This window comes from Paraburkholderia suaedae, assembly GCF_040812055.1.
Lineage (GTDB): Bacteria > Pseudomonadota > Gammaproteobacteria > Burkholderiales > Burkholderiaceae > Paraburkholderia.
In genome coordinates this window covers 1-22041 of the sequence record NZ_JBFOAH010000048.1, presented here as the reverse complement: position 1 = coordinate 22041, position 22041 = coordinate 1, and the positions used below count along the sequence as shown (strand labels likewise).

Sequence of the window (22041 nt, the reverse complement as noted above, 5' to 3'; positions counted from 1 at the left end):
CACCGCCAGCAGTAAACCGGCTACGTAAAAATCGAAGGTATGTGAGGTACTCAAAACCATTGGCTAGCTTCCCGCTCGGGAACTCGCCGTCTCCGGCGTGATTTCCTGCAATTCTGCTTTCACTGCGCTGACAGAGTCGCCCGATCCAGCCGCCCGCCGCAACCGCCGCGCACCGCGCCAGTGAAAAAAGACTTGCGCCGCGATCGTGGTCGTGCATAGCAGCAAGAATGCGCAGCTGATCGGATGCCGCAGGAAGACCGTCATGTCGCCGTGTGAAAGCAGCAACGCGCGCCTGAAGTTGACTTCGATCATCGGGCCGAGCACGTAGCCCAACAGGATAGGTGCAACGGAGAACTCGAGCGCGCTGAACACTGCGCCGACCAATCCGAACATCAGCACTTCACCCACTTCGAACAGGCTGTTATTGACGCTGTAGACCCCCACCGAGATGAAGAACAACGCTGACGGAAAGAGGAAGCGATAAGGCACCCGCAGCAGCTTTACCCAGATGCCGATCAACGGCACATTCAGCACGATGAGTAGCACATTGCCGATCCAGAAGCTGGCGATGAGTCCCCAGAACAGGTCCGCATGTTCGGTGATCAGTTGCGGTCCCGGCTGAATGCCCTGTATGAGCAATGCGCCCAGGATGAGCGCCATCACTGCGTCGCCGGGAATGCCCAGGCTCATGGTTGGCACGAAGTCCACCTGCGCCTTCGAATGAGAAGCGGCTTCGGGCGCGGCGACGCCTTCGATCATACCGGTCCCGAAGCGATCCGGCGTCTTCGATACCTTGCGTTCGAACGCATAGGCAACGAAGGTTGTGATCGTCGGGCCGGTGCCGGGCATGCAGCCGAAGAGCGTGCCGATCGTCGTGCCGCGCAGCATTGGCATAAAGGCGCGCCTGAGTTCCGCCTTGCCTGGAAACATGTCGCGCAGCCGCACCGAGGTCTTGCCGCCGCCCACGACCTGGATGCGGTTCACGCTGCGCAGGAACTCGGTGACGCCGAATAATCCCAGCGCGAGCGCGACCAGTTGGATTTTCTCGGACAATTCCGGCATGCCGAAGGTAAAGCGCATAGCGCCGCTGTTGACGTCAGTGCCGACCATGCCGATCAGCAGGCCGACCAGCGTCATGGCGACGCCTTTGAGCGCGGAGCCGCGCGACATGGTGCCGCCGCATAACAAGCCGAGCAGCATGATCGAAAAGATCTCGGGCGGCCCGAACCTGAACGCTATGCTGACGAGCAGCGGCGACGCGACGATCATCACAATGATCCCGACCGACGCCGCAAAAAACGAGCAGATCATGGTGATGCCGAGCGCGGCGCCGCCCTTGCCTTGCTGGGTCATTGGATAACCATCGAGACAGGTGACGGCATGCGGCGGATGGCAAGGCAGATTCAGCAGGATCGCGCCGATAGCCCCGCCATACTGCGAGCCATAGAAGATCCCGGCGAGCATCAGGATCGCGGGCACCGGATGCATAGCGTAGGTCAGCGGCAACAGAATGGAGATGGCCGACAATGCGCCCATGCCGGGTAGCACGCCGATCAGGTTGCCGATCAGCACACCCACGAACGACCACATCAGGTTGTGTGGATCGAGCGCTATGGCGAAGCCATGCTGGAGATCAAACAGGGACTGCAGCATGTCTTACCCCCACTGAAAGAGTGGAAACTGCACCTTGAGCGCCCACCAGAACACCACGACGCTCACGAGCATGAGCGCCAGCGCGAGCACGAGCGCGTCCTTCAGGCGATTCTTCCGGTCACCCAGCGCCGCGATGAACACCACCGCGAATGTGGCGGGCAGCAAGCCGCCGTGCTCGCCGATGATCACGAACGCAACCAGCGCCGCCACGATGCACAACCAGCCGCGCCATTCAGCAGGCAGCGCGGCTTTTTTATCGATGGGAACGGAACGCGATGCCTGCAGCGCAATTGCGCCACCTACCAATGCAAGCAACACGCCGACCGCGACGGGGAAAAATCCTGGCCCCATCTGCCGCAATGAACCGATCTGATAATCGGTCCCGCACGCGACCGCGCCGAGCCCGATCCCGATCATTAAAGCGCCGCCGTAATAATCCTTGTGGTATCTGTTGAACCACTGATTGATGACCATCCTGTATGTCTCCTTCATGCGGCGAGCGTGCGAGCCAGCAACGCGGTCGCCATTAAAAACCAGGCGCTGCTACAACTCGGTGCCTGTCATGTCTTCCCAGTAGCGGACGATTTCGGAGTGGTCGCGGGTGCCACCAAGCTGCTCGGTGGCCGCGCGCCAGAGTTGCGCCGTGACTTCGCCAAGCGGTACCGCCGCGCCCACGCTATGCGCGGCATCGACGGCGATCTTCACATCCTTGGCGATCAGCTGCATCGCCATGCCGGTGCCGTATCTACGGGTCAGCACATGCGGCATGACCTTCTTCACGACCGGATGCTGGCGGCCGTTGCACATGGCGTCGATCGCTTGGGCCATCACCGTGGAGTCCAGCCCGAACTTGCGCCCGATCACCATCGCCTCGAGCGTGTTGATGAGCGCGCAGGCGTTGATGTAGTTGGTCATCGCCTTCAGCACATGGGCGCTGCCGAGCTCGCCGCACAGCCAGAGCTTGCGGCTCATCGCGGCGAACAGCGGGCGGCAGCGCTCGATGAGGGCGACGTCGCCGGCGGCCATGATGTCGAGGCTGGCGTCGCGTGCGAAGACAACGCCGCCCATTACCGGCGCATCGACATAACCGATGCCCAGTTCCGCCAGTTCCGCGCCGGTCGCTCGCGTGGAAGCCGGCGCCGACGTCCCCATGTCGATTGCGACCGCGCCTCGCGACATGCGCGCGGCCAGCCCGTCGTCGAACAGCACGTGACGCACCACGCGCTCGTCAGGGAGCATGAAGATCACTGCATCTGCGCCTTGCCCGGCCTCCGCCGCTGAGCTCGCTACCCGCGCGCCGTGCTCGCTCGCGAACGCGGTGGCGTTCGCTAGCTTGACGTCGAATACTGTCAGCGCGAACCCCTGGCGAGCGAGTTGGCTGGCCATCGGCGCACCCATATTGCCCATGCCGATGAAACCGATGTTCCTGATGTTAGCCATCGTTTTATCCTGTTCCTCATCCAACGTTCGTGTCACCTGCCGATGTACCCGGGCCTGTTATTCCGGCTCGTGGCCGGGTTCGAAATAACCGCCGTCCGTGGTGCCGTCGAGCGCCGCGCCGTGAATGCCGTGCGACAGATCCTTCACCGTCAGGAACACGACGTCTTCATCGGTCGTGGCGACAGTCGAGTGCACGATATTCGCGGGGAAATACAGCAGCGTGCCCGGGCCGCACAACTGCTCCGGCTGGCTGCCGACGCGCACCCGCAAGGTGCCCTGCACGATATAGTTCCATTGCTCGTTCGGATGTGTATGCGGCTTTGCGCCGGTGCCGCGGCTCTTGCTGATCAGCCCGACTTGCATGCGCTCGCCTTCGATCACCGGACCGAAAGCCGTTGAATAACCAATGCCCGCGTCCATCCCGGCCAGCTCCTTCAGCGCGAAAATGTACGTGCCTTCGCCAGCCTTCACCGCGCCCTTGTTTTTCGTCGTCGTGTTCATGTCATTCGTCCTTCGATAATGTTTGCCGGTCGTGCTTCACCCGGCGTGAGTGTGGTTTGATGCCGGGCGGTCACGCCGGCTGGGTCTGCATGTCCGCCGCTTCAATGCCCTTGATGCAGCACGCCTCGTCCTCTTCGCCAGTGCCGCCGCTCGCGCCCACGGCGCCGAGAATCGCGCCGTTATCGCCGACGATCAGCACAGCTCCGGTCTGCGGCAGGAAGCGGCCCTTCGCGGTGGCGGCGAGCGTGGTGAAGAACGCCGGATTGTCCTTGGCGCGGTTGCCGAGGGCGCGGCTCGAACATCCCATCGCGGCCGCGCCCCATGCCTTGCCGAGCGCGATATCCATGCGGAACATGCTGGCGTTGTCCTCGCGCTGGGCCGCGACGACATTGCCGCTGGCATCGAGCACGACCACCGCGAGCGGCTTGATCTTGGCGTCCTGGCGATGCGCAAGGGCACCTTCAATGATTGCGTTGGCTTGCTTCAGGGTAGGAGAAGACATAATGAGATTTTTCGTTGGAGTGGAAGAAGAATGCAGTTATAAAGCGCCGGGGTTTATTGCAGCTGAGGTCCAATCTTCTTGAGCAGATCGGCATATCGTTGATTCTCGGTACGCACCAGCGCAGTGAATGCCGCGGATGAGTTGCCGACCGGCGCGGAAGCCATTTTGGCGATCGCGGCGCTCACGCGCGGATCCTTCAATGCTTCGGCTACGGCGCGATTCAGGCGCGCGATGATTTGAGGCGGTGTATTCGCCGCGGCGAACAGGCCGAACCACGAATTGATATCAAAACCCGGCACACCAGATTCCGCGATGGTCGGAATGTTCGGCAACGACGGCAACCGGCCCGCGGTCGTTACGCCCAAGGCACGCAGTTGGTTCGCCCTCACGAGCGGCAGGACCGCGGTGATCGGCGCGAACATCGCGGGAATCTGGTTGCCCAGCAACGCGGTCACTGCCGGTGCGGATCCTTGATATGGCACATGCAGCATTTGCACGCCGGCGTCCTTGTCGAACATTTCGCCTGCTATATGGCTCGGCGAACCGATGCCTGCCGAGCCATAGCTGAAGGAGCCCGGCTTCGCTTTCGCCAAGACAATGAATTCGCTTACAGTCTTGGCCGGGACATTCGGGTTCACGACCAGGATGTTGGGCACGCTGATCACGAGGCTCACCGGCGCCAGGTCTTTCATCGTGTCGTAAGGCAGCTGCTTGTAGAGATGCGGGGCGATCACAATGCTGGTGTTTTGCGCCATCAGCAACGTATAGCCGTTAGGTTTCGACTTTGCCACCAGGTTTCCCGCGATCGTGCCGGACGCGCCCGATTTGTTTTCAACCACCACGGCCTGACCCAGACTTGCCGATAACACCGGACTGATCAGGCGCGCAATGAAGTCGGCGGCACCGCCGGGTTCGGCGGGAACGAGTAGACGAATGGATTGTTGAGGATACGGATCGTCGGCTTGCGCAATAACGCTTAGCGCCATTAACCAGACTCCCATGGCCACCGCGAACAGCTTTTTCATGCACGTCTCCTGATGTTTTTTTGTAGCGTCGCTTCAGCGCCTCTAAGCATTGCCATTGCCCGCTGCTCATAAAGTAACGCGCGCAATGAATCGGCACAAATGTTTTAAATCGATAAAATTTATAGACGTTATCTATCTATCACCGTAGAGTACCGATAGCACATTGAACCGCTTTGACATCAAAGAAGCGGTCTAAGAGGACAAACTCGGAAGGGGCAACCGGACATGGAATTGCGGCATTTGCGCTATTTTCTGGCAGCAGCACAGTCAGAGAGTTTTACGCGGGCGGCGGATGTATTGCACATCACGCAGCCTACGCTGTCGCATCAGATCAAGCAGATAGAAGACGAGCTCGGTACGCTCTTATTCGACCGTGTCGGTCGGGTCGTCAAGCTGACGACGGCAGGCGAAGTTTTCATGAGCTACGCCAAGCGCGCGCTGCAGGAAGTCGATTCCGGCATGGACGCCTTGCATGAGCTAAGCAACCTCAGGCATGGCAAGCTGACCTTAGGCGTGTTGTCGTCGTTCGGCACATTTCGGTTGCCGCAAATCCTGGGGAATTTCAACTTCGCTTATCCGGGCATCAAGGTCGCGCTACTGCGATTGCGTTCGGGAGAAATCGAAAAACGCCTGCTCGATGGCGAGCTGAACTTTGGGGTGGCGTATGCCCCATCGAGCACCGACCAGATCGACGTGCAGCCGCTCTATACCGAGCCTCTGACGCTCCTGGTGGGCGATCGTCATCCGCTGGTGGGTTGCCCGGGCATATCGCTGACTGCTTTGAGCAAACACGGGCTGGTCTTGCTATCGGCGGAGTATAACTCCAGAAAAATGATCGATGCCATGTTGTTCGCGAATGGCGTCACACCGCATATCGTGATGGAAATGAACGCCATAGAACCGATTCTGGCGACCGTGCGATACAGCAGCCTCGCGACCATTCTGGCGGCGAATTTCATTCACGAAACGCCGGGACTGCATCAGGTGCCACTTAGTCCGACTCTGATGCACACCGTCGCGATCTTCACGCGGCGCGACAGCCATCTATCAGCGGCGGTGCGAGCGCTGATTAAAACCATTCGCCAGCGCTTTTAAAGCGAAGCCCGACGAGCTATCACGGCACGATCGTGAACAATCTCACGCGAGTGCTGAAAATCCTGGGCTTCAAGAAGACGATGAGGGCGATGCGGCTGGTGGGTGCGTGAGCACCCGGTAGACCTGAAACAAAGTCCTTGCACTCGTCTTTAACGCTTCATGGGGATCGCCGTCTCGTCAGCGCCGTGATACGCGCAAAGGCATTCAAATGCGTCGCAGGGGTTAGGGTCACGCGTCGCATTGTTATGCCATCCGGTTTCCACACAACCTGGGTCGTCATGTGCCTGTCGCGTTGCGTGGAATCGCACAACTTATCCGGCCGGTCCCGCTCCAGCATCGGGAGAAGTTCTGCTGATGTCAGCCAGCATAGCGAAAGCAAGCGGATCTTCGGCGATCAGGTGCAGACGCTCTTCCCAAAGCAACCGTCTGGCCAGTTTTCCAAGAGGCGTGTCGGGGTAGTGGCAATCGGACAAGCCGGGCTGACTCTCCCACCATTTCGCCACCTGCTCCCTTGGCATCGGAGGGGCGCTCGCATAGCCCTGGGCTACGTCGGCGCCCAGAATCGCCACCGCTTCGAGCATGCCGGCATCTTCGATCCCTTCCACAACCACCGTTTTGCCTAGCGAGTGACCAAGCCGGATCCGTGGTACATAAAACGCAATGCGTCGGAGGCATTGTGGCCGGCAAGGTTCGAGATCTTCCGGTCAATCTTGACCAGATCGAACGGTACTTCGCGCAAACGGTTCAGGCTGCTGTGCCCCGAACCGAGATCATCCTCGGCCAGCCTGACACCGAGCGTCTTGAATTTTGTCAGCTCCCGCAACACGTCTGCATCGGGCGAAAATGCATCCGTCTCCAGAATTTCCAGGGTCAGCCCGTCTGGGGCACAGTTGCACTCTGTCAGCGCCTGCTGCGTCGCTTCGAAATAGCGGTTGTCGCACAGCGCACTGGTTGGCAGATTCACCGAGACGTTGAGGTCAATGCCGTCACGCAGCCAGCACCTTCTTTGTGACAGCGCCTGCATCAACCCACGGGCATATAACTCCAGGAAGTCGCCGGATGAAAGAGCGGGAAAAAACTCCCCGGGTGTGAGCAGCTGGTCGCCATCGCGTAAACGGGCCAGCGCCTCGACCCTGGTAATCTGGCCCGTTTTGAGATCCATGAGCGGCTGGTAGTGCATTTGCAGCGCCCCAGATCTGAGCAGTTGCGACCAATGCTGCCGTACCGCATACCTGACCTGTCGAAACTCGCAAGCGCCACGCCGTCGCTAAAGTCGATTGTCACGATGCCGCCCCTGCTAGGGAAACTTTGAGGCCTCAGTTGGGGGGTGCCGCACCGTCCAAATTCTCTTGACGCAGGGAGCCGTTCAGGCGAGTTTCAGGAGTCTCAGTTTTTGCGTTACACAGACGAGCTGAATCGTCCTGCCTGTGAAGGCAGATTGTGTTAGTAATGCAAAGTAACGGAAGGTCTACGAGCCGAACTCACGGATCAGATTTGCCGAGGCTGAAGCGGCCCGAGTCCAATTAGCGTTAGCTAGTGTGGACGGTCGTGGGCCGTTATCGCTTCACGCGGACTTTTGCCGATCCGCTCGCCGCGCCGGTTGCGCATGAAACGGCGATGAATGAACAACCCCGCCGCAAGCGACGGGGTCGTTCATTTTCCGTGCTGTCGCGCCAGCGCGATGACCTGGAGCCAAACCTGACTCGCCATGGCTGTCGCGTGAAAGATCTCGTGGAACAGTTCGACGCCAAGCCGGCCGAGATCAGGGCGCTCTTCAGCAACTCGCTCCACCCGGTACGGGCCGCGACCTTGCGTGACAGGATGCTGGCCGCCGGCCTGCCGATCTGAGCCCCGTCAGTTGCAGTTAATGCTGGCCCGCGATGATGAAATGCAGATCGGCGCCGTCGAATGCAGGCTGCATATGGGTTTCACACAGGGCATCTTCGCCGCGATGGTGACCGGAACAGCACCCCCGGCGCTGCGCGGCACCGCATTCGGCATATTCAACCTAGCGTGCGGCCTGTGCATGCTGCTCGCCAGCGCGCTGGCCGGCTGGCTATGGGACAGTTTTGGCGCCTCGACGACCTTCCTTGCTGGCGCGGCGCTCGTCGTCGTGCCGCTGCTGCTGTGCTGGTACACGCCGCGCCAAGCGACGCCGCAGGCCTGACAAATTTTTAGCAACGACCTCCCTGCAATGAACACACTCGAAGCATTCAACCAGTTGTTCTTTCTCGCGATCAACGGCACGCCGGCGACGCCGGCATGGCTGATTGGTGCAGCGTTGCTGATCGCCGATGACGTGATCTATCCGATTCCGCTACTACTGGCCGGTATGTGGCTATGGGGCACCGAAGCGCAACGGAGGCTGGCCATCCGGGCGTGCGAGACGCACGCAGCCTTGGACCTCCGTTCTTGGGATCTTGTCAACGAACCATAAAACCCGCCCCTACCGGGTCGTTTCGATCGATCAGCCAACGGGCGGTGCCAAGAATACTAGCGGTTCCTTTTACAGTCGGACGGACGGCGCGCGTGCCATTGAGACTAACCTCGCCCAGCAGACAGCCTTCAAAGGTACCGCTGCCCAACAGACCTTCAGACAGAATCGGCTGATTGATGCCCAACTTTCCACGGGCTTCCAACATGGCCATCATCGCGCTAGTTCCGGTCCCGCCGGGCGAGCGGTCAAGCTGTCCCGCGCTAAAGACGTGGACGTTCTTATAGAGCGCACCTTCGATTGTGGGCGCGTGCCAAAAAGTAATGTAGTTCAGGTCATTTACATGAGCCTCGACCGGATGCTGGATTCGCATCTTCTCATTGATCTGTTCGCGAACTAAGACGCCGAGGCGCGCGAGCTCGGTGCCGTTGTCTGGCGAAATTCGCAATGCGCAGTTTGTCAAATCGACAATGCCAAAGTAATTCCCTCCCCAAACCAGGTCGGCTTTGAGATCACCGTATCCAGGCAGATGAACTGGAATGTCCTGCGCCGCGACGTAAGCCGGAACATTCTCAAAGCGCGTCCACAAGACATCGTCGCCATCTGATGCCACTTCGGCGACGACTAACCCTGCCGTGGTTTCAAAGCGAATACGGGTCATGCCGTTCGCTCCGCGCTTCACCAAGCCAAGCGCTACCATTGCCATGCTGACGGCGATGGTACCGTGACCGCACATGTGTGAATACTTGCTGCAATCGATGTAGATCAGACCAGCATCGTATTCCGGGCTTGACGGTGGGGTTAGAAACACGCCGTACATGTCGTTGTGGCCCCGCGGCTCGCGCATCAGCGCCATCCGCAGCCAGTCATAATTCTCTTCGAGAAATTTGCGCTTTTCTAGGATGGATGATCCCGCTGGATAGGGAATACCACTGTGCACGATGCAAAGAGGTTCACCTTCCGTATGGGTATAGATAACGTCAAACGTGTCCTGCATACGCATGGGTAAAGATCCTATTCTAACAATCGCTTATTTTCGGACTGACAACATGTCTAGGCCGACGGTCAAGTCGAGAAACACAATAGCTACTAAAGCCGTGATGATTGTTACGCTCGATAGTGCTGCGATCGTTGGGTCGATCGTGTATTGCACGTAATTAAAGAGCTTTACCGGGATCGTATTGAGGTTCGCCGTCGTGTTGAACATCGACAACTCGACATTGATCCATGATGAGATAAAGGCGAAGATCGAACCGGTGACGATGCCCGCTCGAATTTGAGGGAGCACGATCAAACAAAATGTCATCCAAGGATTCGCACCGAGATCGGAGGACGCCTCTTGGAGGACCTTTTGCTCCGGTGTGAGGGAGGCTAGCGTCGAGCGCAGGACGAACGGCGCAACGATGACGGTATGCCCAATCAACAAAGACAGGAAGCTGCGAGTCAGCCCAAAGTACCCACCAAATTGCAGCAAGGCGGCACCCAGGACGATATGCGGCAGGACCATCGGGGACATGAGTACCGCCGAAATAGCGCGTTTGCCTGGAAATTCATAGCGGGAGATTGCCAACGCGGCTGGCACCGTCAGGAGGAGAGCAGTTCCGGTAGCAGACAGCGCGAGGGCCGTGCTGGTCGAGAAGGCTGCGACATAGCTGCGATCAGCGAGCATTTGTCCGTACCACTTCAGCGTCCAGCCCTGCGGCGGGAAAGCCAGAAAGGATGAGGCGGTGAACGAAACCCCCAAAATGACGACGAGCGGCAGCATAAGGTATGCGAGCACGCTCCACGACACGAGCCTGACTAAAATTCGAGCGGTCATATTGAGCTCCCGCGACGTTCGCCCACACGGTTAGCGAGCGCTACCATAATCAGCGTGAAGGCGAGAAGGACGATGCTAAGCGCGCCACCGTAGTGCACATTGAACGTCGAGCTGTACTGCTGAAAGATCAGCATGGAAAGGACCGAAATGCGCCCGTCGGAAAGCAGTGCGGGCGTTACATACGCACTGACAGACAATGTGAAAACGATGATACCGCCTGCGGCAACGCCGGGAAGCGTGAGGGGAAAGATGACGTGCCAAAAGGTTGCGACGGGCCTGGCACCCAGGTCTGCCGATGCTTCCTCACATGCTGCATCGACTCGGGCAAGCGCGTTGCCAATAGTCAGAATACTGAAGGGAAGCAACACATAAACCATCCCGATCAGGATACCGAGTTCTGTGCCCAAGAAGCGCAACGGATGCACCGTTAGGCCTGCATCCATCAGTTCCCGATTAACTAGACCATTGCGGCCGAGCAAAACCATCCATCCGAACGCCCGCACTATGTTGCTGGTGACGAGGGGCACCACTACCAGGACGACGCAAAGCCGTCGCCAAAGGTGCCAATGTACGAGGCGCACAAGGTACCAAGCGACCGGATACCCGAGGAGTGTGCAGCAAAGTGTTGTCAAAATGGCGATGCGAAACGTCACGATAATCACATTCCAGTGATAGCGATCGGCCAGAATTTGTACGTAGTACGTAGAAGTCAGCGACTTCGGGTGAGGGACGCCCGTGAAACTAGCAATCAGCACGACGACGAGCGGAGCTAGAAAGAAAGCCGCAAAAAACGCCGAGGGGGCTGCCAACATCCATGCAGGCGCCGCGAACGCGCGCCTCATGCACAATCTCCAATGAGGTGAAGGTCGGACGGATCAAAGCCAAGTTGCACAACGTTACCGAGCCGCATGGCAGCGCTCGGCAGGCCCATCGCTCGCGCAATGATGTCGTGACCGCTGACATCTGCATGGATAATGGAATGACTGCCAACGCTTACGATATCGGTTACCACGCCTGAGAGTTGACACAACGAATTGCTTTGCGCAGCGGTGCTGTCGACGACCTGAAAATGCTCGGGACGCAATACAGCGACGCCTCGCTTTGGGACGTTCGAATGCATGACTGGCGTAGTGAGCGCTTGCACTGCAAGTTGGATTTCGCCGGTGGTCGACGTTTCGTAGGGGAGGAGGTTTGCATCGCCGATGAACTCCGCGACGAATCGCGTCGCCGGCGCACGGTATATTTCGGTGCCGGCGCCAATCTGCTCGATGCGTCCTTCGTTCATGACCACGATTCTGTCGGCCATACTCATCGCTTCTTCCTGGTCGTGAGTGACAAAGACAAAGGCGATACCGAGTTTCTCTTGCAAATGCTTTAGCTCTAACTGCATTTTTTTGCGAAGCTTCATATCGAGTGCCGAGAGCGGTTCATCCAACAAGAGAATCTTCGGTCGTTTGACTACGGCGCGAGCCAATGCGACACGCTGTTGTTGTCCCCCTGACATCTCCCGAGGATACCGGTCACCAAACGCGGCCAGGGTGACCAGCGCTAGCGCCTCTGCTGCGCGCCCGTTCGCCTCCGTTCGCGGTATGCCTTCACGACGTAGCCCGTAGGCAACGTTTTCCAGCACAGTCATGTGTGGAAACAATGCATAGTTTTGGAACACCGTGTTAAGTTGACGACGATATGGGGGGAGGTGAGTGACATCTTGTCCGTCAATCTTTACGCGACCGTAGTCGGGTTCGACAAAGCCCGCGATTAACCTCAGCAGTGTGGTTTTGCCGCAGCCGCTGGGCCCGAGCAGCGCGACAAACTCGCCTTCACAGACGTCGAGCTGAATGTTGTCCAATACGGTGTGAGAACCATATCGTTTTCCGACAGTATCGATGGTTAGCAGTGTTGACATGATGCGCTCTGTGGGGTGGCGTTAGTGCACCACTTGCCGATTCCACGCATCGGTAATCGCCGCTCGACGGGCGTTGACCGACTTCCAGTCGTATAAAGTCAGGTTATCGACCGAACCGCCGACACCCCAAGGCAGCTTGCGAGTTACGTCGTCCGGGAGTTTTACGCCCTTGACAGCGGGCCCGAGATAAAGCTTTGTTGCCAAGCAAACAGCGGTCTCACGGGTCAGCGCAGTATTAATGAACTTCTCCGCGGCAGCTTTGTTGGGCGATCCTTTCACCAGATGCAGGCGGGCATCGGTAGCCCATGCCCCTTCCTTCGGAACAACAAAACCGATTGGCGCCCCCTTATCGATAAGGTCCCATGCACCGACGCTGAAATGGGCTCCGATCACGGCCTCGCCACTTTGGTACGCATTGGTCGCAACACCTGAGCTATCAAAAAACATTGGGGAGTCTAGCGATGCGAGCTTTGCATACACCGGCGCGAGATTTTTCGAATCCATGCCCCATACATGCGCCATGAAAATCACAAAAGGCACTCCAGATGAGTTAGCCGGAGATGGCACTGCTACTGCCCCGGCATACTGCGATTTCCACAAATCCTTCCAGCTAGTCGGCGCCGGTTTGACGACCTTCGTATTGTACGTAAGACCGAGCGAGTAGTAGCCCGTGCCGACGGCGTAGTTCGTGTTTCCGTCACGGTAAATGGCTTGCGGAAGCACATTCGCCAGGTTGGGGATCGCCCGTACATCGAGGTTGTCTACCACGCCCGCTTGGTAAGCTAGCTCGCTAATGCCGCCGTCCAGCCAGGCGACATCAATGCTGGGGTTCGCCTTTTGCTGCTCAAGCTTGGCCAGCGTCGTCGTTGACGTCCCGATTTCTGGCGCAACCAGGATGCCGGTAGCCTTCGTGAAGGGCTCTGCAACACAATTGCGGAACGCATCTCCCCAATTGCCACCGTACATGGCTACGGTCAGGTGCGCGGGTTGTGCTGCCGCACCGAGCGAGAAAACGGCGCTGGCAACGAGTAGGGCTGTCCCCATGGGGGCTAAAATCTGAAATTTCATGTCTTGTTCCCCGGAAGGTGTCTTTGGTGTTGGTCCAAAAAACATTTTTTGCACTGACTTGAGTACACCAAGGCAATAAGCCCATCGATAGAACAAAAGCGACATCGCCCTGTGACAGCGACGTCAGTTGCAACGGACCAGACCGCATCGGAAGGTGATTGTTTTTTTTTTGCACTGGCATGTAGTGGCACAGAGGGCAAAGCCAGAACGCCACCGCACGCTGCGAACCGCAATAAGTCAGCCATGCTCAGAAAGAGAAGATCATCCGCGCCAAAGGTCGGCATGCTTGAGATGGCCCGGCACGCAGCTGATCCTGCTGCGTGACCAAGGGGCCTCGCGCGAGGCGATCCTGAATGCAGGCGCATTGAACACGGCCACCGGCGAAGTGCTGGGCAAGACGGCAGCGCGCCACACCAGTATCCGGTTCGTCGCCTTTCTCACTGTCGTGTCGGCCGGCGATTCCCGATTGAAGCAAATCGTCTGTCCCTGAGGAAATTGACATCAGCTGCTAGTACGTCTCGAAAATGCGCGCTATTTCCCGAGGGTCGCTGGTTTGTGCGAGAGCCAACGATAGTAAGAGCCGTGCTTTCTGCGGATTTACGTTGTCCGCCGCAACGAAGCCGTTGTCTCGTAACCCAACACCGCCTCCTACTCGCCCGCTCCCAGCTCGCGTCGACATGACGACTACGACGCCAGACGCGGCCGCGGCTTTAAGTGCTTCGGTTTCCCCGTCTGTGCAGCACCCTGGGGCGAAGCCGGCTACGACAATACCCTTGGCTCGTGCTCGAGCCATGTCCGAGATACTTTTCCCGTCCGCCCCGGTATAAGAATACGAAATTGTCACCTTGGGCAGACTCTTCAGCTTCGAAATGTCGAACTCAGTCTGCGGGGCACCGAGGCGCATAGGCCTTCGGTAAAAGGCGATGGTGTCAGCATCGCAATGACCGAGTACTCCGACGTCCGGCGAGCGAAACGTCTGAAGCCGATAGGTAGATGTCTTGGTGACCTCGCGAGCGGCATGAATCTCATCGTTCAGGACAACCAGCACGCCAAGACCTGTGGCAGCGGGCTCGGCCGCCACGCGCAAGGCGTTGTAAAGATTCAGGCCCGCATCTGACGAGATCGCATTCGATGGCCGCTGGGAGCCAACCATCACGACCGGGATGCTCACCTTAAGAGTCAGGTGCAGGAAATATGCCGTCTCCTCTAACGAGGCGGTTCCGTGGGTGATAACGATGCCGGCCAAGTCCGGCATGTGGCGTACGAGGTCGCTACATCTCGATATCAGCTCGCTCCACTCTGCGAAGTACATTTCCGTGCTGCTCATCGCTCGAAACGGTACAGGGATGATCTCGATATGTGCCGGAGCCTCCGACAGCAATGCGAGAACCCCTTCGACTTCGAGCATTTTGCCGTTGGCGTCGTAGTCAATCAGGTCAAACGGATGCCGGCCAACAGAGGAAATAGTCCCACCCGTCCCAATGACGGCTACCTTTCGCTTTTCAATCATCGCCAAGCGCCTGTTTTCCTAGAGTCAATGGGTCAGAGTATTGGAGATGAACGTACGCGTACGCTGCTGAGCCGGATTGTCAAAGATGGTCCCGTAACCCTTTTGGAACGCATGAGTATTCACTGCTAGCCGCTGGGCTTGATCCGGATTCTTGCGGAGCACAGGCCTACAAATCACCGGGAACGCCGAAGCTCGGCGCGGCCCGCGGATCTAGCGCTCGCGTCACATAGCTGTCAATCTGCGGCGCGTAAATTTGCCATGCCCGATACAGCGCTCCAACCGGATCGTCCTCGACCCAATCCAATCTGAGATCAATCACCGGCCAGCTCAGCTTGTCCACCACCAGCAACCCGGCCGAATGGACCGGACCGGCCTCACCGCCGGCGGCTACACCGGCCAGCAACGCCCGCATCAGGCGTTCGTCAAGCATGCTTTCATCGGCTTCGAATGCTTCCAGCATCGCCTGCGGCACGCCTGGATTGGCCAGCATGTTTCCCGCGCATGCGACATCGGCTCCCAAAGCGCTGCCTACCACCCCCAGCGCAGCGGCGCCGGTGTACACGGCGGGTGGATGCGTGCCATCAATCGATAGCAGTTGCCGGTATTCGATAAAGCGCGAAGAATGCCGCAGTGCCTCAAGCGCCTGCGTGGGTGTTGCGCCCTGATGCATCAACTCCAGCGCGCGCGTGCCGAGTTCCGGATCGGTGATGCATTGGCTGGCGGTCGCGCCGACCCCGGCACGCGCACGAATACAGCGTGCCGCTACCGCGGGTGACGAGGATGAGACCGCCGCACCGAACTGCCCTGTGCGGGCACAACGCGCCACAATCGAAAATGTCATGAACAGTCCTTTATATGGTATCCACTCGGCCTTCTAGGCATATTGGGGCAGACAGGCTACGCTCGAACCACGGTTTGAGAAACTGTTGCAGGCGCGGCGTGCCCGTATTGCCGAAAAGTTGTGCAGGCGGCCCGGACTCGACAATCCGACCCGCCTCCATGAAGACGACCGTGTCCGAGATCTTGGCAGCGAAGCTCATCTCGTGCGTGACCATTACCATCGTCATGCCGTCCTGCGCGAGCGAGCGGATCACGCTGAGCACTTCCTCCACGAGTTCCGGGTCGAGTGCGGACGTCGGTTCATCAAGTAACATGACTTCCGGCTCGATTGCCAGCGCGCGCGCAATGCCGACACGTTGCTGCTGACCGCCGCTCAGTCTGCCCGGGTAGGCATCAACTTTGGCCGCCAGGCCGACCCGCGTGAGTGCGGCAAGCGCGTGTTTGCGTGCATCGGCTTTACTCGCATTCTTCGACAGGATCAGCGGTGCGGCCACATTGCCGAGTACCGTCATGTGCGGCCACAGGTTGAACTGCTGGAACACCATCGACACGGGGCGGCGTACTTCGGCGAGACCCTTCTCGCTGTCGCGATCGCGGATCGTGCGTCCGGCCGAGCGGTAGCCGAGCAATTGACCTTTGATCCAGACCTCACCTTCGTCATATGGCTCGAGGAAATTCATGCAGCGCAGCACTGTCGTTTTGCCGGAGCCCGACGGTCCAATCAGCGACACGATCTCGCCTTTCATCACGTCTAGATCGATACCCTGCAGCACGCGGGTTGCGCCGTAAGACTTGCCGACGGCGCGAAGCTGGAGAATTGGTAGTGTGCTCATTCTTTCAAGCGTCCTCCAGGGGGGCGATTAACTTCATTACGCGCCGCGCCGTCAGCGTGATGAATTGGGTAAGCAGCCAGTAGCAGACGATCAGCATCGCGTACGGCGCAATGTAGGTGTACGTCGATGAAACGACTTCGCTGGCCGTCATCGTCAATTCAGGCACCGTGATGATCGAGGCGACCGCGCTTTCCTTGATCACCAGGATTGTCTGGTTGGCGAGCAGCGGAATCGAAAATACGAGCGCCTGTGGCAACTCGATGGCCCTGAACACCGCCGTGCGTCCGATGCCAAAGGCGCGAGCGGCGTCGAGTTGGCCGGGCGGGATGCTGGCCCAACCGGCGCGGAAGATTTCTGCGAAATAGGCGGCCGAGTAAAACGCCAGCGAGACAACCGTCGCCTCCACCGCACTGAGCGTCAGTCCGAGCACCGGCAAACCGAAATAGACGATCACCATCTGTGACAGATATGGCATGCCGCGCACCAGCCAGACGTACGCGCGATAGGGTTGAGACAACCACCGCGTGAAGCGCAGCCGCAACGCGTTGAGCACGAAGCCGCAAAGCGCGCCCAGCAACGCGGACAAAAGACCAAGCGCGAGTGTGACCAGCATGGCCTTGCCAAAACGCGGGGCGAGTGAGAGTAGTGATTCCATCGTCGTCTCAGGTGCGCCGGGCAATGCGTCGCTCAAGTGCACGACCGGCGAGTGACAGCAAGCTGGTGATCGCCAGGTAGTAGCAGGCGGCGAGCGTGTAGACCTCCAGCGGGCGATAGCTGACCGACGCCAGTTGCTGCCCGACGCGCATCAAGTCGGTCACGGCGATCACGGAGACTACTGCGGTCGCCTTGACCACATCGATCATCTCAGACACCAGCGCCGGCAAGGTCAGTGCGACCACCTGAGGAATTTCGATATGCCACAATGCCTGGCGGCGTGTGAGGTTGAAGGTCTGGGCCGCTTCGATCTGTCCGCGCGGGATCGACCGGAAGCCGGCACCAAGAATTTGCGACTGGTAAGCGGCAGTGTTGAGCGAGAGTCCAATCGCCGCCGACATCACTCCGGGCAGCGGCAGGCCGAGTGCCGTAGGCACGTAGTAAAAGACCAACAACTGCGCCAGCATCGGCGTGCCGCGAATCACGCTTACATACGTCCGCGCGAAGCCCGCCAGCAGCCGATTGTGACTGGCCGACAGCACATGGATAAAAACCCCGGCGAAGAAGCCGCACACCACCGCGATCAATGACAGGTACAGGGTCGTGACGGCGCCGTCCAACAATTGCGGGGCATAGCCCAGACAGCGTGCGAGCAAATCGGGGGCACTCATGTCGTGTGATCGTTTGAATGGAAGGGCATCGGCTTCATGCGGGTCGCTTACATCGTCGGTGTGGGCATGCTATCGGACGGAACGTCCATCGTCATGCCGAACCATTTCATCTGGAGCTGCTTCATCGTGCCGTCATGATTTGCACGGGCAATGCCGTCGCTGAACAGCTTGACGAGCGAGGCGCTGTCGGCGTCCTTGCGACCAGCCCAGGCAAAGTAGGTTTTCGGGCCAATGGTCCCCGGCAGCACAGCGAATACGCCGGGACGTGCCTTCAATAATGGTCCCAGATTAGGCACCGATTGCGCGACCGCGTCCAACCGGCCGGCAGCAAGATCCGCGTACGCTTCGTCGAAGCCCACATATTGCTTGATTTCCTTGACGCCTGGTCCCCCCTCCTCCTTGAGTTTCTTGTCGTACGCGATTAATGCCAGTAGCGTCGCCGCACCGACTTGTGAGCCAACGACCTTGCCGTTCAGATCGCTCGGTGACTTGATCGAGTGATCATTTGCACGCAGCAGTACGCCTGTGGTTGCATCCGCCACCGGTAAGGCAAATGCAAAGCGGTTCACGCGATCCTTGGTGACCGTAGCTGCACTAACTACCAAGTCGAAGCGCTTCGCATCAAGCCCGGGCAGCAGTCCCTGGAACGGCAGATCCAGTTGCGTGACCTTTACGCCGGGCAGCGCCTTTAACACATAGTTCATCAGGTCCTCGTCATAACCGACAATCTTGCCGTTTTCGACAGACTCGAACGGTGCGTAGCGCGCTTCGGTGGCGATGACGATCTCCTTTTTCTCCTTGATGCGCTCGAGAAGATCCTTGTCTTGTGAATGGCTCGGTAGGGCCACGCACAGCATGAACGTGCCGGCCAGCGACAGAACGATAGTGCGAATAGACATGTGCATATGCTCCCAGTAGATGTTGCCGCGAAAATTGTTATTAAATTAACTGCTCAGAAGACGATAAACTGAGTGCGACGATGGCGATCGGCGATCGATGAGTTTTTCTTGACTTGAACGGCCTCTTCCATTCCCTGTTAGATCAGACGCTTCAGAAACGCGAGGCATTCCGCGAGTTCGTCGACGGTGACGTATTCGTCGGCCTTGTGCGCTCGCAAGATCGAACCAGGGCCGCAGACTACGCTTGGAATGCCGATTGACTGAAACAGACCGGCTTCCGTGCCGAAGGACAACGTTGCAAAGTCGGTGTCACCTAGCAAACCAGCGCACAACGTCTTAAGCGCATTCGATGACGCATCGTCGCTCAGTCCGGGATACTCGACCAGACATTGCAAGTCGATCGTGGCATCGTTGGAGACACGCTTCATCTCGGGCAGGAGCGTCTGTGTCGCGAAGGTCGTCAGTTCGCTGACAAGTCGAGCGCCGTCGCCGCCCGGCAACTGGCGAATTTCGAAGTTGAACTCGCAATGATCGGGTACCACGTTGACCGCCACGCCGCCACTGATCTTTCCGGTCTGCACCGTCGAAAACGGTGGATCGAAGCGCGCATCCTTAGTGCCACTCGATTGCAACGCTCGTCCGCTCCGCCGCAAAAGCGCCACGAGGTCTGCTGCATATTCGATCGCGTTGACCCCCAGACTTGGCTGCGCAGAATGTCCGGCAAGACCACGCACGCAGCATCGATACGCGCTCTTGCCTTTGTGCGCCGACGCGATGCGCATACCGGTCGGCTCGCCGATGATGCATCCGGTCGGCTTCGCGGCGTCTTTGGCAAGCTCGTCGAGCAAACCGCGCACACCGACGCAGCCGATCTCCTCGTCGTAGCTGATCGCAATGTGGATCGGCACATCCGTGACCCGCTCGACGAAGTGCGGCACGGCCGCGAGCACGCATGCGATGAAGCCCTTCATGTCCGAGGTGCCGCGTGCGTGCAGACGCCCATCGCGCTCCAGTAACGCGAATGGATCCGAGGTCCACGGCTGTCCTTCGACCGGAACCACGTCCGAATGGCCTGAAAGACAGATCCCCCCGCGCTCCGTTGGCCCTATCGTCGCATACAGGTTCGCGCGCTCGCCGTCGTCGCTGTAGACGCGGCGAGCGTGAATGCCGAAGCCGTCGAGATAACCGGCGACAAAGTCGATCAGATCGAGATTCGAATGCCCGCTGACGGATTTAAAACTGACCAGCCTCGCGAGGAGTTCGATGGCGGTTTGCATGAGGTTTCTCGGAATCGCTTTACGACTTCACAGCAATCACATCGATTTCGACGAGCCACTCGGGCCGTGCCAACGCCGTAACTGTCAGCCCAGTCGAGACCGCGTGAACACCTTTCAGCCAGCGTCCCATCACGCGATACACGGCTTCGCGATAGCGAACATCGGTCAAGTACACCGTGACCTTACAAATATCTTCGAGCTTGCTGCCGGCTTCTTCCAGCAACATCTTGACGTTCGCCATCGCCTTTTCGGTCTGGGCGGCGGCGTTGCCGATGCCAACCGATTCTCGGGTATCGAGATCCTGGCCGATTTGGCCGCGCAGAAAAATCATGTTTCCCGCGACAACTGCTTGCGCCAGGTCGTTGTTCAGTGACTGCTCGGGATAAGTGTCCTTCGTGTTGAACGGACGAATGCGGATATGTTCCATGTACTTGTCTTCAAATAAATTCAGTGCGTAAGGATGCACGAACGGAATTGCCGCGCGCGTTCCGATTGCGGCCTCGAGAAAGTTTGCAGCTTGCGCATCTTCGATGATCGCGCCGGCCTCCATGAACACAGTGCGAGGCGCGCCTTGCGAGCGAAACCCGTTTCGTGCGTGACCACCATCATCTTCATGCGGTCGCGCAAAATCGATTGGCGATCATTGGATGAGCAATGTATGAAGCTAATAAAGTTTTGACAAACTATTTTCTTGTCACTATGGTTCCGAAATTCAATACCTTTCAGGACGCCCTCATTGATGGAAGCGACCGATCTAAACGAACGCGATCTGCGTTCGCTGCGTGTGTTTTGCGCGGCCGCTCGGGCGAGCGGATTTGCCGCGGCGGAACGCGCGTTGTCCATGTCGAAGGCGTCGATCAGCCGGCATATCAACGATGTGGAAGCGCGTCTTGGACTGAAGTTGTGCGAGCGCGGCCCGGGTGGTTTCCAGTTGACTGAAGGAGGTGAAGTCGCGTTGCGCGTGTCGCTGCAGGCACTCGAAGCGCTGGACCGCATCAAGCCCGAAGTCGACGCCGTTCGGGGCGTGCTTTCAGGGCCGCTCGTACTCGGTATGTCGGAGCACGTAATGACACATGGGGGCTGCCGGATCCCCAAGGCGCTCTGTGAGCTGCAAAGGATTGCTCCGCTCGTCAGGCCGACACTGTCGGTGATGACCTTCAACGATCTTGGCGCCGCGCTGGTGGAAAGGCGCGTGCAGATCGCTATTCGCGGCAACTACCAGCGCCTGAAGGCCTTCCGACACTACCGGCTGTTCGTCGAGACACATCGGGTCTTCTACTGTCCTGCGACGGCCGGCAAGATTCGGAGCAATCATACTCGCCCGTTGCCGCTGATTTATCGGCCGCATCCGTTCGTGGAAGACGCGCTGGCGACGCACGGCTTTCTACAAGGACCAGAAGTCAGCGGACTTGAAGCCGTTGCGATGATGGTTGCGACAGGGCAGTACGTTGGCCTCTTGCCCGAGCATTACGCCGCGCAACTTGCCCCGGGGTACGAGTTTGTCGCGCTGGCCGGATCACCGGTTTATTCGCTGCCATTCTGCGCAATCGTGGAAGAGGCGCGGCCCTTGACCCGCAGCGTGGAAGCTTTTCTGAAGCTGCTCGTGAAGGCGCACGGTTGAACCTCTGATATGACTTTCGAGGAGCGTTGTTGCATGGAAGAAAACAAAAATCAAAGGTCCGTTGACGGTCGACCGCAGAAATCTGGCGTCGGGCGGCGCTCGGGCCAGGACGCGTCGCTCATTTTATCGGCGCTCGGACATTCGGGCGACCGCTTCGTCCAGACAGCAAACCCCGCGTCGACCGTCGCCGGCGCCGGCCGCTGCGACCGTGAATCCATCAAGCCTTCAATTGATCTCGTCAGGTCCGCGCAAACAACGCGCGGTAAGCGCTGGGCGATGTGCGAAATACCCTG

At 58.8% G+C, this 22041-nt stretch carries 26 protein-coding genes and 2 pseudogenes; 7 read left to right on the top strand and 21 right to left on the bottom strand.

Annotation, left to right across the window (positions count from 1 at the left end; all coding sequences use genetic code 11):
- Window positions 1-63: 63 nt before the first annotated feature.
- From ABQJ48_RS35230 to ABQJ48_RS35205, 6 genes are all read right to left on the bottom strand, one after another.
- Window positions 64-1653 carry a tripartite tricarboxylate transporter permease gene (locus tag ABQJ48_RS35230; RefSeq protein ID WP_367842530.1) on the bottom strand — a complete coding sequence of 530 codons (1590 nt, stop codon included), beginning with the start codon at window positions 1651-1653 and terminating at the stop codon, window positions 64-66.
- A gap of 3 nt (window positions 1654-1656) precedes the next feature.
- Window positions 1657-2127, bottom strand: coding sequence for a tripartite tricarboxylate transporter TctB family protein (locus tag ABQJ48_RS35225; RefSeq protein ID WP_367842529.1), 471 nt, complete (start codon window positions 2125-2127; stop codon window positions 1657-1659).
- A gap of 69 nt (window positions 2128-2196) precedes the next feature.
- On the bottom strand, window positions 2197-3093 hold the full coding sequence (locus tag ABQJ48_RS35220) for an NAD(P)-dependent oxidoreductase (protein ID WP_367842528.1): 897 nt from the start codon (window positions 3091-3093) through the stop codon (window positions 2197-2199).
- 57 nt (window positions 3094-3150) lie between these two features.
- Entirely contained in the window at window positions 3151-3594 is a 444-nt protein-coding gene (locus tag ABQJ48_RS35215) for a cupin domain-containing protein (RefSeq protein ID WP_367842527.1), read from the bottom strand.
- A gap of 70 nt (window positions 3595-3664) precedes the next feature.
- Window positions 3665-4096, bottom strand: a complete 432-nt coding sequence (locus tag ABQJ48_RS35210) for a GlcG/HbpS family heme-binding protein (protein ID WP_367842526.1) — start codon at window positions 4094-4096, stop codon at window positions 3665-3667.
- Window positions 4097-4149: 53 nt separating this feature from the next.
- Window positions 4150-5121 carry a Bug family tripartite tricarboxylate transporter substrate binding protein gene (locus ABQJ48_RS35205; RefSeq protein ID WP_367842525.1) on the bottom strand — a complete coding sequence of 324 codons (972 nt, stop codon included), beginning with the start codon at window positions 5119-5121 and terminating at the stop codon, window positions 4150-4152.
- A gap of 225 nt (window positions 5122-5346) precedes the next feature.
- Here ABQJ48_RS35205 and cynR point away from each other — a divergent pair, with 225 nt between their 5' ends.
- Window positions 5347-6216 (top strand): transcriptional regulator CynR, encoded by an 870-nt coding sequence (gene cynR, locus ABQJ48_RS35200; protein WP_367842524.1) that lies wholly within the window; start codon window positions 5347-5349, stop codon window positions 6214-6216.
- A 311-nt stretch (window positions 6217-6527) separates the two neighbouring features.
- On the opposite strand, the gene ABQJ48_RS35195 is transcribed toward cynR, so the two are convergent.
- Both ABQJ48_RS35195 and ABQJ48_RS35190 read right to left on the bottom strand, forming a co-directional pair.
- Entirely contained in the window at window positions 6528-6821 is a 294-nt protein-coding gene (locus ABQJ48_RS35195) for a hypothetical protein (protein ID WP_367842523.1), read from the bottom strand.
- 14 nt (window positions 6822-6835) lie between these two features.
- Window positions 6836-7378 carry an EAL domain-containing protein gene (locus ABQJ48_RS35190; RefSeq protein ID WP_367842522.1) on the bottom strand — a complete coding sequence of 181 codons (543 nt, stop codon included), beginning with the start codon at window positions 7376-7378 and terminating at the stop codon, window positions 6836-6838.
- 386 nt (window positions 7379-7764) lie between these two features.
- Here ABQJ48_RS35190 and ABQJ48_RS35185 point away from each other — a divergent pair, with 386 nt between their 5' ends.
- The 3 genes and pseudogenes from ABQJ48_RS35185 to ABQJ48_RS35175 all read left to right on the top strand — a co-directional run bounded on the left by ABQJ48_RS35185 (window position 7765) and on the right by ABQJ48_RS35175 (window position 8653).
- The gene (locus ABQJ48_RS35185) at window positions 7765-8064 is read left to right on the top strand and encodes a hypothetical protein (protein WP_367842521.1); all 300 of its coding nucleotides are present in this window, start codon (window positions 7765-7767) and stop codon (window positions 8062-8064) included.
- A gap of 64 nt (window positions 8065-8128) precedes the next feature.
- Window positions 8129-8383 (top strand): annotated as a pseudogene (locus ABQJ48_RS35180) (MFS transporter); the annotation flags it as partial.
- Window positions 8384-8410: 27 nt separating this feature from the next.
- Complete coding sequence (locus tag ABQJ48_RS35175; protein WP_367842520.1) at window positions 8411-8653, top strand: phosphatase PAP2 family protein; 243 nt, start codon at window positions 8411-8413, stop codon at window positions 8651-8653.
- On the opposite strand, the gene ABQJ48_RS35170 is transcribed toward ABQJ48_RS35175, so the two are convergent.
- Genes ABQJ48_RS35170 through ABQJ48_RS35150 form a run of 5 tightly spaced genes read right to left on the bottom strand, consistent with a single transcriptional unit; the run spans window position 8640 to window position 13443 of the window.
- On the bottom strand, window positions 8640-9653 hold the full coding sequence (locus ABQJ48_RS35170; protein ID WP_367842519.1) for a proline racemase family protein: 1014 nt from the start codon (window positions 9651-9653) through the stop codon (window positions 8640-8642). The two genes, ABQJ48_RS35175 and ABQJ48_RS35170, sit on opposite strands and share 14 nt — an antisense overlap.
- A gap of 27 nt (window positions 9654-9680) precedes the next feature.
- Window positions 9681-10469, bottom strand: coding sequence for an ABC transporter permease (locus ABQJ48_RS35165; protein WP_367842518.1), 789 nt, complete (start codon window positions 10467-10469; stop codon window positions 9681-9683).
- Complete coding sequence (locus ABQJ48_RS35160; protein ID WP_367842517.1) at window positions 10466-11311, bottom strand: ABC transporter permease; 846 nt, start codon at window positions 11309-11311, stop codon at window positions 10466-10468. Before ABQJ48_RS35160 ends, ABQJ48_RS35165 begins: the two co-directional genes overlap by 4 nt.
- Complete coding sequence (locus ABQJ48_RS35155; RefSeq protein WP_367842516.1) at window positions 11308-12375, bottom strand: ABC transporter ATP-binding protein; 1068 nt, start codon at window positions 12373-12375, stop codon at window positions 11308-11310. Before ABQJ48_RS35155 ends, ABQJ48_RS35160 begins: the two co-directional genes overlap by 4 nt.
- A gap of 21 nt (window positions 12376-12396) precedes the next feature.
- Entirely contained in the window at window positions 12397-13443 is a 1047-nt protein-coding gene (locus ABQJ48_RS35150; protein ID WP_367842515.1) for an ABC transporter substrate-binding protein, read from the bottom strand.
- Window positions 13444-13804: 361 nt separating this feature from the next.
- On the opposite strand from ABQJ48_RS35150, the pseudogene ABQJ48_RS37970 reads away from it, so the two are divergent.
- Window positions 13805-13921, top strand: a pseudogene (locus ABQJ48_RS37970) (IS630 family transposase); the annotation flags it as partial.
- Window positions 13922-13951: 30 nt separating this feature from the next.
- Here the strand turns inward: ABQJ48_RS37970 and ABQJ48_RS35140 are convergent.
- The 8 genes from ABQJ48_RS35140 to ABQJ48_RS35105 form a co-directional block, all read right to left on the bottom strand.
- Window positions 13952-14953 carry an asparaginase gene (locus ABQJ48_RS35140; protein WP_367842538.1) on the bottom strand — a complete coding sequence of 334 codons (1002 nt, stop codon included), beginning with the start codon at window positions 14951-14953 and terminating at the stop codon, window positions 13952-13954.
- Between the two features lie 166 nt (window positions 14954-15119).
- Entirely contained in the window at window positions 15120-15794 is a 675-nt protein-coding gene (locus ABQJ48_RS35135; protein ID WP_367842514.1) for a DUF1028 domain-containing protein, read from the bottom strand.
- A gap of 10 nt (window positions 15795-15804) precedes the next feature.
- Window positions 15805-16626, bottom strand: coding sequence for an amino acid ABC transporter ATP-binding protein (locus tag ABQJ48_RS35130; protein WP_367842513.1), 822 nt, complete (start codon window positions 16624-16626; stop codon window positions 15805-15807).
- A gap of 4 nt (window positions 16627-16630) precedes the next feature.
- Window positions 16631-17281 carry an amino acid ABC transporter permease gene (locus tag ABQJ48_RS35125; protein ID WP_367842512.1) on the bottom strand — a complete coding sequence of 217 codons (651 nt, stop codon included), beginning with the start codon at window positions 17279-17281 and terminating at the stop codon, window positions 16631-16633.
- 7 nt (window positions 17282-17288) lie between these two features.
- Window positions 17289-17900, bottom strand: a complete 612-nt coding sequence (locus tag ABQJ48_RS35120; protein WP_367842511.1) for an amino acid ABC transporter permease — start codon at window positions 17898-17900, stop codon at window positions 17289-17291.
- Between the two features lie 98 nt (window positions 17901-17998).
- Complete coding sequence (locus tag ABQJ48_RS35115) at window positions 17999-18850, bottom strand: transporter substrate-binding domain-containing protein (protein ID WP_367842510.1); 852 nt, start codon at window positions 18848-18850, stop codon at window positions 17999-18001.
- A 137-nt stretch (window positions 18851-18987) separates the two neighbouring features.
- On the bottom strand, window positions 18988-20127 hold the full coding sequence (argE, locus tag ABQJ48_RS35110; RefSeq protein ID WP_367842509.1) for an acetylornithine deacetylase: 1140 nt from the start codon (window positions 20125-20127) through the stop codon (window positions 18988-18990).
- Window positions 20128-20146: 19 nt separating this feature from the next.
- A complete protein-coding gene (locus tag ABQJ48_RS35105; protein ID WP_367842537.1) occupies window positions 20147-20554 on the bottom strand; it encodes a RidA family protein in 408 nt (135 codons plus the stop codon).
- Window positions 20555-20866: 312 nt separating this feature from the next.
- Between ABQJ48_RS35105 and ABQJ48_RS35100 the strand changes: the two genes are divergently transcribed.
- Entirely contained in the window at window positions 20867-21748 is an 882-nt protein-coding gene (locus tag ABQJ48_RS35100) for a LysR family transcriptional regulator (RefSeq protein WP_367842508.1), read from the top strand.
- Window positions 21749-21781: 33 nt separating this feature from the next.
- Window positions 21782-22041: hypothetical protein (locus ABQJ48_RS35095; RefSeq protein WP_367842507.1), on the top strand; the 260-nt coding region annotated here is incomplete at its 3' end.

Excerpts from the sequence above, each read along its gene's own strand:
- ABQJ48_RS35230 (WP_367842530.1), bottom strand. The coding sequence starts at position 1,653 with ATGCTGCAGTCCCTGTTTGATCTCCAGCATGGCTTCGCCATAGCGCTC.
- ABQJ48_RS35225 (WP_367842529.1), bottom strand. The coding sequence starts at position 2,127 with ATGGTCATCAATCAGTGGTTCAACAGATACCACAAGGATTATTACGGC.
- ABQJ48_RS35220 (WP_367842528.1), bottom strand. The coding sequence starts at position 3,093 with ATGGCTAACATCAGGAACATCGGTTTCATCGGCATGGGCAATATGGGT.
- ABQJ48_RS35215 (WP_367842527.1), bottom strand. The coding sequence starts at position 3,594 with ATGAACACGACGACGAAAAACAAGGGCGCGGTGAAGGCTGGCGAAGGC.
- ABQJ48_RS35210 (WP_367842526.1), bottom strand. The coding sequence starts at position 4,096 with ATGTCTTCTCCTACCCTGAAGCAAGCCAACGCAATCATTGAAGGTGCC.
- ABQJ48_RS35205 (WP_367842525.1), bottom strand. The coding sequence starts at position 5,121 with ATGAAAAAGCTGTTCGCGGTGGCCATGGGAGTCTGGTTAATGGCGCTA.
- cynR (WP_367842524.1), top strand. The coding sequence starts at position 5,347 with ATGGAATTGCGGCATTTGCGCTATTTTCTGGCAGCAGCACAGTCAGAG.
- ABQJ48_RS35190 (WP_367842522.1), bottom strand. The coding sequence starts at position 7,378 with ATGGATCTCAAAACGGGCCAGATTACCAGGGTCGAGGCGCTGGCCCGT.
- ABQJ48_RS35175 (WP_367842520.1), top strand. The coding sequence starts at position 8,411 with ATGAACACACTCGAAGCATTCAACCAGTTGTTCTTTCTCGCGATCAAC.
- ABQJ48_RS35170 (WP_367842519.1), bottom strand. The coding sequence starts at position 9,653 with ATGCGTATGCAGGACACGTTTGACGTTATCTATACCCATACGGAAGGT.
- ABQJ48_RS35165 (WP_367842518.1), bottom strand. The coding sequence starts at position 10,469 with ATGACCGCTCGAATTTTAGTCAGGCTCGTGTCGTGGAGCGTGCTCGCA.
- ABQJ48_RS35160 (WP_367842517.1), bottom strand. The coding sequence starts at position 11,311 with ATGAGGCGCGCGTTCGCGGCGCCTGCATGGATGTTGGCAGCCCCCTCG.
- ABQJ48_RS35155 (WP_367842516.1), bottom strand. The coding sequence starts at position 12,375 with ATGTCAACACTGCTAACCATCGATACTGTCGGAAAACGATATGGTTCT.
- ABQJ48_RS35150 (WP_367842515.1), bottom strand. The coding sequence starts at position 13,443 with ATGAAATTTCAGATTTTAGCCCCCATGGGGACAGCCCTACTCGTTGCC.
- ABQJ48_RS35140 (WP_367842538.1), bottom strand. The coding sequence starts at position 14,953 with ATGATTGAAAAGCGAAAGGTAGCCGTCATTGGGACGGGTGGGACTATT.
- ABQJ48_RS35135 (WP_367842514.1), bottom strand. The coding sequence starts at position 15,794 with ATGACATTTTCGATTGTGGCGCGTTGTGCCCGCACAGGGCAGTTCGGT.
- ABQJ48_RS35130 (WP_367842513.1), bottom strand. The coding sequence starts at position 16,626 with ATGAGCACACTACCAATTCTCCAGCTTCGCGCCGTCGGCAAGTCTTAC.
- ABQJ48_RS35125 (WP_367842512.1), bottom strand. The coding sequence starts at position 17,281 with ATGGAATCACTACTCTCACTCGCCCCGCGTTTTGGCAAGGCCATGCTG.
- ABQJ48_RS35115 (WP_367842510.1), bottom strand. The coding sequence starts at position 18,850 with ATGTCTATTCGCACTATCGTTCTGTCGCTGGCCGGCACGTTCATGCTG.
- argE (WP_367842509.1), bottom strand. The coding sequence starts at position 20,127 with ATGCAAACCGCCATCGAACTCCTCGCGAGGCTGGTCAGTTTTAAATCC.
- ABQJ48_RS35105 (WP_367842537.1), bottom strand. The coding sequence starts at position 20,554 with ATGGAACATATCCGCATTCGTCCGTTCAACACGAAGGACACTTATCCC.
- ABQJ48_RS35100 (WP_367842508.1), top strand. The coding sequence starts at position 20,867 with ATGGAAGCGACCGATCTAAACGAACGCGATCTGCGTTCGCTGCGTGTG.